Genomic DNA, 8,508 nt, shown 5'->3' with positions numbered 1-8,508 from the left:
GGGTAAGAAGCCCAAACAGCCCTCAGAAGCCACGGCGGATCGTGAACAGGCGATCGAAGCGCTCTACTTTGCGCGCAAGTGCGGCCTCACCAAGGAGGAGGCACTCAAGATGCTCAGGGAAGCCCAAATCAGGATCGATGATGGACCCAAAAGGAGCTCCGGCAACCGAACTTAGAAGCGATCGTCGATCGCTCGTCTCAGCCAGCGGCGGCGCATGATCTTCTTCACCTCCGACACGCATTTCAACGATCCCCGTATTCTGCGGCTTGCCCCCCGCCCCTTCAGTTCATTGGCGGGGCATGACCAAGCACTGATTGAACTTTGGAACGAGACTGTTGCTCCAAGCGACGAGGTTTGGCACCTCGGCGACTTCGCCAAGGGATCTGCCGAGACAGTGTCTTCGCTGCTGTCCCGTCTCCACGGCACCAAGCACCTGATCATCGGCAACAACGACGGCGTGGTAACGCTCGGCGCTTCGGCTTGGGCTAGCGTGCAACACTACAAGGAGCTAACTGTCGAGGGCAGTTTCCTGGTTCTTTGCCACTACCCGTTCCGCACCTGGAACCAGATCGGCAAGAAATCAATAAACCTGCACGGCCATTCTCATGGCCGGCTGAAGCCAATGACGCGCCAGCACGATGTCGGGGTCGACGCCTGGGATTTTCGCCCAGTGACTTTTGCTGCCATTCAGGCCAGGCGCCGCCGAGGTTAGCGCAGCAGATGGCCGAACGATCGACGTCGTCACGTGGTGATGCTAGCCGCAAAGAAGAATCCAGAATCCCGCCCCAGGCGTATGCAGCCTTGCCTGGACTGCAGTAAAGCGGGACCGAGGAGCGCGCCACCCGTCTGCACAGCCGTCACTACCTTGGGACAGGCGTCGGCCCCGTCGTCACCACGGCGGAGCGCTGGCGCGCCAGTCGTTCATCTCGGAACGAGCTTCAATCGCCGTCCTTGGCGACCTCAGTGCCACATTCTCTCTCTAACCCACTTAAGAAACCTGTTCCCTCCGATTGACCGACGGACTCTAGCGGCAGCCCACTGCCCTCTGAACATGGTTCCGACATGGCAACTGCAGACGATGCCATGCAATTCCCCGTCAGACAGTTCGAAGAAGCGTTTTGCTTCCCCATAGGTGTCATCCTTCAGGCCCAACGCACGCAGTAGCGGGTCCTCGAAAGCCACTGTAATCGGCGAGCCCTCGCCGCGCGCTGCGTCGCGAGCTTCCCGCTTCAGATACTCAGTGCCGGTAAGCGCTCTCAGGCGTCGCTCGGGATGTTGTTCCAGCAACTCAGCCCAGCGCTCGATGCGCTGTTGGCGGGTCATGATCGGGTATGTCGACAGGGGTTCTACTTCTGCAATTGTCTGCAGTTGGCTTAGAGTTTGGTGTTCCATCGTCGGCTCCTTTTGATTGAAGTCCCTTCCCCACAAAAATTATCGCGCACCGAGGCGCTGACAAGAGCTGATAAGGCGGCCTTACCCGAGAATGGATCGCGATGACTGCGTGCTGACCTTCAGGAACCAAAGCGCGCAAACGATGTTTATTGACCGAAGGGCATCTTAATTCCTTGGAGAGTTGAAAATGAGAACCACCCTGATTCTGGGCGCGCTGGCCCTTTGCCTGGCCGCCCCTGCCGTGGCTTCGGCGGACTCAATCGTCATCACCACGAACAAGCATCACCGTCACCATAACAACCGCATTGCCGTCATCAACGAGGATGGAGCTCGCCTTCACCATCGCCGTCACGGCACGGAAGCCTTTTACGACAACGGCCAGCGCCATTGGCATCGCAAGCACCATCGCCGCGATCACGTGGTCGTCACCACGGGCTCGATCGAACGCCGCCATCACCGGCGCCACGTGATCATCGAGGACAACGACGACTAAGATAAGTCGTTTGCCTGGCTCCTGTTAAAAACTGGGAGCCGGGTCGCGATTGCTCTTGTTGGCCGGAACCAAACAGAACAGACGTACTTTATCGGTCGAAGGGACCGCAACCGAATTGGAAGCGCAACAATGGCTGAAAGTCTTGATTTCGAACTTGGACGTGCAAGGTTACGCGTCAAACGAGCCGAGAAATCGCTGTCGCGCGCGAAGGAGGAAACGGACCGGGAAAATGGCGTCGCAGTCAATATTGCCTTGTGCTGCAGGATTCGGGCAGCCCGACACTGCGTTATGGAGGCCGGGAGCGCCAAACCAGCATCGTTACGGGGCGTCATCAAATGACCTCCTATCGCAATGAAACGGAGGATTTGTCGTCATGACAATATTGTTTGAGCCGCTGGACTCGGACTATCACAAGCGCAGCGTGCTTTATCACGCGACGCGGTTGTCGATGCTACACGATCGAATGCTGATGCGTTTCGACAAGGTAGACGAAGCGGCCGATAAGGTTGAAGCCGCAGCGGCCGTGCTGGTCGATATCACCCACGGCTCTGCCGTCGAGGCGTTCCAAGACTCGGTGTTGCGGAATTCGCCGGCAGGTTTCCTTCGGATGGAAACGGGTCAGACCCTCGGGCTCTGAGCTGCGAGGAATGGCGCAAGCGCTTCCGCAGCTATGAGGGCCGACTAGCGAGGTCGCGCATCACGCGCCCGATGGGCGGGCTCTCGCGCGCGCTCAGCCACGCTTGCATAGGGGTTGCAAGGGGCCGCTCAGAACCCTGCCACGTTTCGACAGCGTACGCTCTTCGCCCGTGGAGACCGGCCCTGGTCGTCCCCACTTCACGCATATGCCACCTTTCGGTGGCCATGCGGATGCCCCGTGTGCACGCTCTCGGCGTTCGATGCTTTCGCTCGCCGTGAATCGCTTCTCGGTCGGCTATTCACGAGGTGCGCCACAGCGCGGCGGGCATGCTGTTGTCGGAAATCGCCGGCAGCTATCCACCACCACCAACGGATCCTCCTCTGACCCGAGGTGAGCAGGACATTGGAATTACCCGGTGCTGCGCGACAAGCACGCGTACCTCCAGGCACTGCACGACCAGCGCAATGCGCAACATTCTGGGCTCAGCCCTTCAACGAAGTCGCGGTGAAGGACGCAAGGACAACGGTGCATACGTGGCGACCAGCCTTGAAGCGACGATTCAGGATTGCTCCTGAATGCGCTGAGCACCGTCAATGCAAGGCCGCGAGCCTTACTGGCGGCACAATCGATCTGATCCGGCTTGCGAGGCTCGTTCGTGATGATGGAACAAGGCACGATGAGCGGGCACGTACGCTTCAGTGCTCAACCAGTGCGGGTTAAGGACCGAGCGAAGCCGTGTGCCCGTTGAGGGTGGCTGCAGCATACTCTGACCGACTTCTCGCGGGCAACGTCAAGACAGGAATGGATTCGTGCTTGACATATATGTTCCCTTTTTGTTCACTGCGCATGCCGGAGAGGCCGCCCGCCAGACTTATGCTGATCATCGCAGTCCACATAAAGGCGCTCAAAGGGATAATGCTGCTCAATGGCGCTCACTACATCACGCCTACGACACGCAAGGAGAACCGAGATGGGAACGATGTACCTGGACGCCGAGGCCAAAGCCGAGCTGCACTCTGAAGCCGTGAAGCTTATCGCCCGCTACGACAGCCCACTTGAGACCGTGAAGGCGCTGATGACCTACAACTGCGAGCTAGAGACTCAGATACTCGCTATAGCCCACAGGCATCCGGGGATAGTCTCCATTGGCTATGACGATACGCCCCCCGTCGTGGGATGACTGCGTGGACATTGCGAACTGATCCCGTCCCGCCCTACGATGACGACGATAGCGCGGATGAATGGAACGAGTCCTGACGCACTCGCGGCGCTCCGCACGGCAGGGCAAGGCCGGAGGACGAAATTGCCCATAAGCTGGCCGGATGCGACTTGGTATTACGATCCCTTGCGCGACAACCGGCAGTGTGAATTGTTCCCGGCGTGACAGGAGTGCTCTTTGGCCATGCATGACCTTATCGTTTTCATTCAAAGCAACTCTGCGCTGGTGGCGACTAACCCGCTGGCTTTTGCTACGTCTGCCGTATTGTTCGGCGGCGGCGGCTTTGCCGTTGGGCGCTATTTCCTTGCGGAGCGAATTGCCAATCTGGAAAGCCGGATTGCGAGGCGGGACGAGGAGATCACGGACCTGAAGGCCAAGCAGAAAGCACCGGAGCGGGAAGTCCCTGTGCCTCTGTTCGAGATGACAGAGATTCTTCCCCCTGCGCCACCCAACTTTAACCGGCTGTTGGTGAAAGACACCCTGCATGTCAAATAATTGCTCTCCCAACCCAAAGCCACCCAGGCTGATCGCAACCACGGCCTTCGACAATGAGACCGGCGACCTCCAACCCATCGTCGGGCCGGGCAGAGCTGCCGAGTGGACAGAGCGATGCGCACTGCCAAGACACTGGCGGACAAGCATGCTGGCGTCATTGCGTGGTCGCGCGAGGCTAACCCTTGGTGGGTGAATATGGCGGTGGATGCGGGACGACGAAAAGATCAGACAGGAATTGGCAACCCCTACTCCACGATCTTCCAATATGAATCCTTGCGGATCACCTTTCCGTCGCGAAATGTGTAAAAGTCGCAACCTTGAACTTCCTTTTTGACGCCCTCGCGGGTGGTGCCGGTGAGGGTCCATTTCGACATGCCCGTGTTGGCAGCCTCGTCCGCAAAGTGCTGCCCATTGCCGTAATGCACATCGGGCAAACCCTCAAAGCGTGTCGCAAGCGCGTCTCGCACGCTGCGCTTGCCCTCGAAGCGCGTTCCCCAAGGCTCGACGCCCCTTGGCATCTCCAGAACGCAGTCGTCGGCAAAGAACGCCATAATGCGACCGAGGTCGTGCGCGTTGAAGGCCTCGCACAGCTCCGTCAATGTGGCTCGAATGTCCATTCGCGAGGCTCCTCGAATTTCGAAGTAGGTCACTGGCGGCAGATCCGGTCAAGTGTCCAGCCAGACACCCTGGCTATGACCGGGATGGAGCGCGGCTTCCGCCACTCACCCCTTCTTAGCGAACGCCCAGACCATCAGCGGGTATTCCTCATCATTACGGAGATCCCGCCACAGGCCATAGGCGCGGACCGGGCCGCCGATATGGGCCCTCGCGCAGGCCTTGTTGCCCCAGCCGTGGACCTTGACGTTGACTTCCGCGAAGCCGCCCTCGACCATCAGCTGCTTGAGGCCGGCGGGCGTCCACCGGTTGTAGTCGTGCGGCCTAGCGTGGACGCGAAACAGGAAGGGTGTCGCCACCATCGCCCAACCGCCCGGTCGGGTCATGGCGTAGATGTTTTCCACCGCCGCCTGCGGCCGGCGCACATGCTCCAGCGCCTGGTCGGCGATGACGATGGAATATTGCTCGTCGGTGCGGTCCCTGCAGATGTCGAAGGCGGGGAAATCGACCGAGCGGTAATTGGGGCACATCGCCCGCCAGGTGCGGTTCCAGCCGGGCGAGATCTCGATCACGTCGGCAGCCTTGCGGTTGCCGGCTTCGAGAAAGAGCGTGAATGCCTCGATCTGGCGGATGCGCAGCCAGTTGCGGGAATCGTAGCCAAGCAGCCGCTTGGCTGCCTGTTTGCCACGACTCTTCAGGGTGCCGGCAAGGCTATCAGTCATAACGACCTCCAGAACCCCGCCGTCCTTGCTGGTAGCACTATGTTATGGGCAAAAGATGACAACGCAGCGCCGCCGCCGGCGGCGCGATCAGAAAAAATGTACGACCAGGGCTATTCCTACAACGGAACCGTTCCCATTTCCCACTCAGACAACGGATGGGCAGACTACCCTCTGCTTAATAATCGCCGTTATAGTACCTGTCGTCGCACGGCGCCGTGTAGATGCGGCCGCGGCGGTCCTGGTAGCGGCACATTTGTTCGCCGCGCCGTTGCGGCGTAGTGGCCGAGCCGACGACGGCGCCGAGCAGGGCGCCGCCGGCAGCGCCGATGAGCGTGCTTTCGGTGTTGCCGCCGATGGCCTGACCGACCAGGGCGCCGCCGGCGCCGCCGATCAGAGCGCCAGTTCCGGCCCGCTGCTGGCCTTCGGTCTGCGCGCACCCCGCCAGTGCTGCGGTCATCAGCACGGTGGCTATGGCTTTGCGAAAATTCATCTGACGTCTCCCTTGAATGCCTGAAATCCCTATGGCTCGTCCCGTGCGGCCGCAATGCGGCGGAACGGGGGCACGAGCCCTCACGATAAAAGACATGGTTTCTCGGGTATTGATAGGAGTCTGCCTGCTATTTTCCGCGCTTCTCGGTTTATGGCAACAAGTCTCATTCGATACAAAGTGTCGATCAATGTGTAACGGGATTGTAGCCTCATACCGCTAGGATTGCCGGTCCAAGCGGACGTTCAATCTGCCTTTCAGGCACTGAATGATGGAACAGGCGCACACGGTCCGTCGACCTGCTGAGAACGCACAACGCGTGCGCGCAGCTCAATACGTGCGAATGTCCACTGACCACCAGAGCTACTCGATTGACAATCAGAAGGATGCAATCCGTGAATTCGCGGATGCGATGAATTACGACATCGTGGCCACATACGAGGACGCGGGTCGCAGCGGCTTGAATCTTGAAGGTCGCGCCGGCCTGCAAAGGCTGTTGGCGGATGTCGAAACGAAGAACGCAGATTTCGAAATCGTCATCGTCTACGACGTGAGCCGCTGGGGGCGATTCCCGAACCCCGATGAGAGTGCGTCGTACGAGTATCGGTGTCGCGTTGCCGGAGTGCGAATTGAATATTGTGGCGAACAGTTTGCAAACGATGGCAGCATCGGATCAGACCTGCTCAAGGCGATAAAGCGCACGATGGCGGCCGAGCACAGTCGGGTGTTGTCGGTCAAGGTGTTTGCCGGCCAGTCCAGGCTCATTCGAATGGGATACCGGCAGGGAGGGTCGTCCGGCCTGGGCCTGAGGCGCCGGCTCATCGACCAGCATGGGCGCACAAAGATCATGCTCGCTCTCAAAGAGTACAAGAGCCTCCAGACGGACCGGGTTATCCTCGTGCCTGGACCACCTGATGAAATTGCGACGGTGCGCTGGATCTATAATGAATACGTGAAGGCTGGTCGGACCGAGCTTCAGATTGCGCGGTCGTTGAATGCCAAGGGAGTGGTCACCGATCTCAACCGATCGTGGAAACGCGAATCCATTCACCAGATACTCAGCAACGAGAAGTATGTGGGCAACAACGTCTGGAACCGGCAGTCCTTCAAGCTCAAGCAAAGGAAGGTGACCAATGGTCCTGCCCAATTGGTGCGCGCCGATGGCGTTTTTGAACCCATTGTAGAGCGTAAACTTTTCGAACGGGCTCAGGCCATAGCCGACGCCCGCTCATCTAAGATGAGCAACGATCAGATGTTGGTTGTGCTCGCCCAACTTCTGAAGAGGCGCGGTACCCTTTCAGGCCCGATGATTGACGCGGCGGCTGACTGTCCGCCAAGCAGCCGCTATAGGAAAAAATTCGGCAGTCTGCTGCGGGCCTACAAGCTCGTTGGATACGATCCGTCTCAGAACTATCGATTTCTTGATATCAGAAGGCGGCTTCGTGAGATCTTCGCAGAAGTCGTGCATACGACAATCGCGACCATCGAGCGGGCGGGCGGAACTGCGGTGCGTCAGAGTGCTCTCGGCGTGCTTCGCGTCAACGATGAATTCACCGTAGCCATTGCGATGGGTCGCTGTCGCAACACGCCATACGGCTATCCTCATTGGGTGGCCTCTGCGCAACGGGGTCCCGCTGCGGACGTGAAAGTGGCCATCCGCATGAGCCCGGATAACCAGACGATCCTCGACTATCTGATTGCGCCAGCAAATGAGATTGGCGGGAAGCCCTTAAACTGCGCCTTGAACAAAAGGCTGGAATTCAACACTTTCTTCTACAAATCGCTGGATCCGCTGTTCGCCTTGGCCGAACGCGACGCCATCTCGGCCGCTCGCTGATGGTCACCGCCAACAGACCAATCTCGCTCCTGCGCCTTGACGCGATCAACATCACCAACCCGCGTGCGCGAGGCAAGAAATCCTTCCAGGACATTGTCGACAGCATCAAGAGCGTCGGCCTGAAGCGTCCCATCACGGTGACCACGAGGAATGTCGACGAAAGCGCTTTCACGCACGACCTGGTGTGCGGCCAGGGACGGATCGAGGCCTTCAGGTTGCTTGGCCAGACCGAGATTCCGGCGTTTGTGATAGAGGCAACTGACGCCGAGGCGCTGCTCAAAGGCTTGGTGGAAAATTGTGCTCGCCGGTATCACACCGCTTATGACCTTCTTCGCGACATCGGCCGGCTGAAAGAAAGCAACTATTCGGACGCCGACATCGCAGAAAAGATCGGTCTTTCGACCGAATATGTCAGAGGAGTTTCACGCCTCCTGTCGCAAGGCGAGCAGCGCCTTCTGCGGGCCGTCGACTCCGGCCAGATCCCGCTGTCGGTAGCAGTCGATATTTCCAGCGCAGACGAGCCCAGGATCCAGGCTGTTCTTCAGCTTGCCTATCAAAAGAACCAGCTGCGTGGTCATAAGCTTGTGATAGCGCGCCGCCTCATTGAGAAC

11 protein-coding genes are annotated in these 8,508 nt (G+C 59.0%); 7 read left to right on the top strand and 4 right to left on the bottom strand.

From position 1 onward, the window contains the following. The first annotated feature begins 214 nt into the window (after positions 1-214). A complete protein-coding gene (locus EN991_RS13645) occupies positions 215-712 on the top strand; it encodes a metallophosphoesterase family protein (protein WP_127368948.1) in 498 nt (165 codons plus the stop codon). 248 nt (positions 713-960) lie between these two features. On the opposite strand, the gene EN991_RS13640 is transcribed toward EN991_RS13645, so the two are convergent. Further along, entirely contained in the window at positions 961-1,392 is a 432-nt protein-coding gene (locus tag EN991_RS13640; protein ID WP_127368947.1) for a hypothetical protein, read from the bottom strand. A gap of 187 nt (positions 1,393-1,579) precedes the next feature. Here EN991_RS13640 and EN991_RS13635 point away from each other — a divergent pair, with 187 nt between their 5' ends. The 4 genes from EN991_RS13635 to EN991_RS13615 all read left to right on the top strand — a co-directional run bounded on the left by EN991_RS13635 (position 1,580) and on the right by EN991_RS13615 (position 4,236). Continuing rightward, a complete protein-coding gene (locus EN991_RS13635; protein WP_127296085.1) occupies positions 1,580-1,885 on the top strand; it encodes a hypothetical protein in 306 nt (101 codons plus the stop codon). 373 nt (positions 1,886-2,258) lie between these two features. Beyond that, complete coding sequence (locus EN991_RS13625; RefSeq protein WP_127368945.1) at positions 2,259-2,522, top strand: hypothetical protein; 264 nt, start codon at positions 2,259-2,261, stop codon at positions 2,520-2,522. Positions 2,523-3,492: 970 nt separating this feature from the next. Continuing rightward, complete coding sequence (locus tag EN991_RS13620) at positions 3,493-3,702, top strand: hypothetical protein (protein ID WP_127296082.1); 210 nt, start codon at positions 3,493-3,495, stop codon at positions 3,700-3,702. Between the two features lie 222 nt (positions 3,703-3,924). Further along, positions 3,925-4,236, top strand: a complete 312-nt coding sequence (locus EN991_RS13615) for a hypothetical protein (protein ID WP_127368951.1) — start codon at positions 3,925-3,927, stop codon at positions 4,234-4,236. 245 nt (positions 4,237-4,481) lie between these two features. Here the strand turns inward: EN991_RS13615 and EN991_RS13605 are convergent, their stop codons facing one another. The 3 genes from EN991_RS13605 to EN991_RS13595 form a co-directional block, all read right to left on the bottom strand. Continuing rightward, a complete protein-coding gene (locus EN991_RS13605) occupies positions 4,482-4,853 on the bottom strand; it encodes a nuclear transport factor 2 family protein (protein ID WP_127368944.1) in 372 nt (123 codons plus the stop codon). A gap of 105 nt (positions 4,854-4,958) precedes the next feature. After that, positions 4,959-5,573 (bottom strand): methyltransferase domain-containing protein, encoded by a 615-nt coding sequence (locus EN991_RS13600; RefSeq protein ID WP_127368943.1) that lies wholly within the window; start codon positions 5,571-5,573, stop codon positions 4,959-4,961. A 175-nt stretch (positions 5,574-5,748) separates the two neighbouring features. Further along, entirely contained in the window at positions 5,749-6,063 is a 315-nt protein-coding gene (locus tag EN991_RS13595; protein ID WP_127368942.1) for a YMGG-like glycine zipper-containing protein, read from the bottom strand. A gap of 268 nt (positions 6,064-6,331) precedes the next feature. Between EN991_RS13595 and EN991_RS13590 the strand changes: the two genes are divergently transcribed. Continuing rightward, the gene (locus EN991_RS13590; protein ID WP_245460960.1) at positions 6,332-7,897 is read left to right on the top strand and encodes a recombinase family protein; all 1,566 of its coding nucleotides are present in this window, start codon (positions 6,332-6,334) and stop codon (positions 7,895-7,897) included. Beyond that, positions 7,897-8,508, top strand: a 612-nt coding sequence (locus EN991_RS13585) for a plasmid partitioning protein RepB C-terminal domain-containing protein (protein WP_127368941.1), incomplete at its 3' end; no start/stop codon positions are given. The genes EN991_RS13590 and EN991_RS13585, both read left to right, overlap by 1 nt.

This window comes from Mesorhizobium sp. M7A.F.Ca.US.005.03.2.1 (genome assembly GCF_003997795.1).
GTDB classification, from domain to species: domain Bacteria; phylum Pseudomonadota; class Alphaproteobacteria; order Rhizobiales; family Rhizobiaceae; genus Mesorhizobium; species Mesorhizobium ciceri.
Note: the sequence above shows the minus strand (reverse complement) of the source record. Positions and strands in the feature narration are given on the sequence as shown.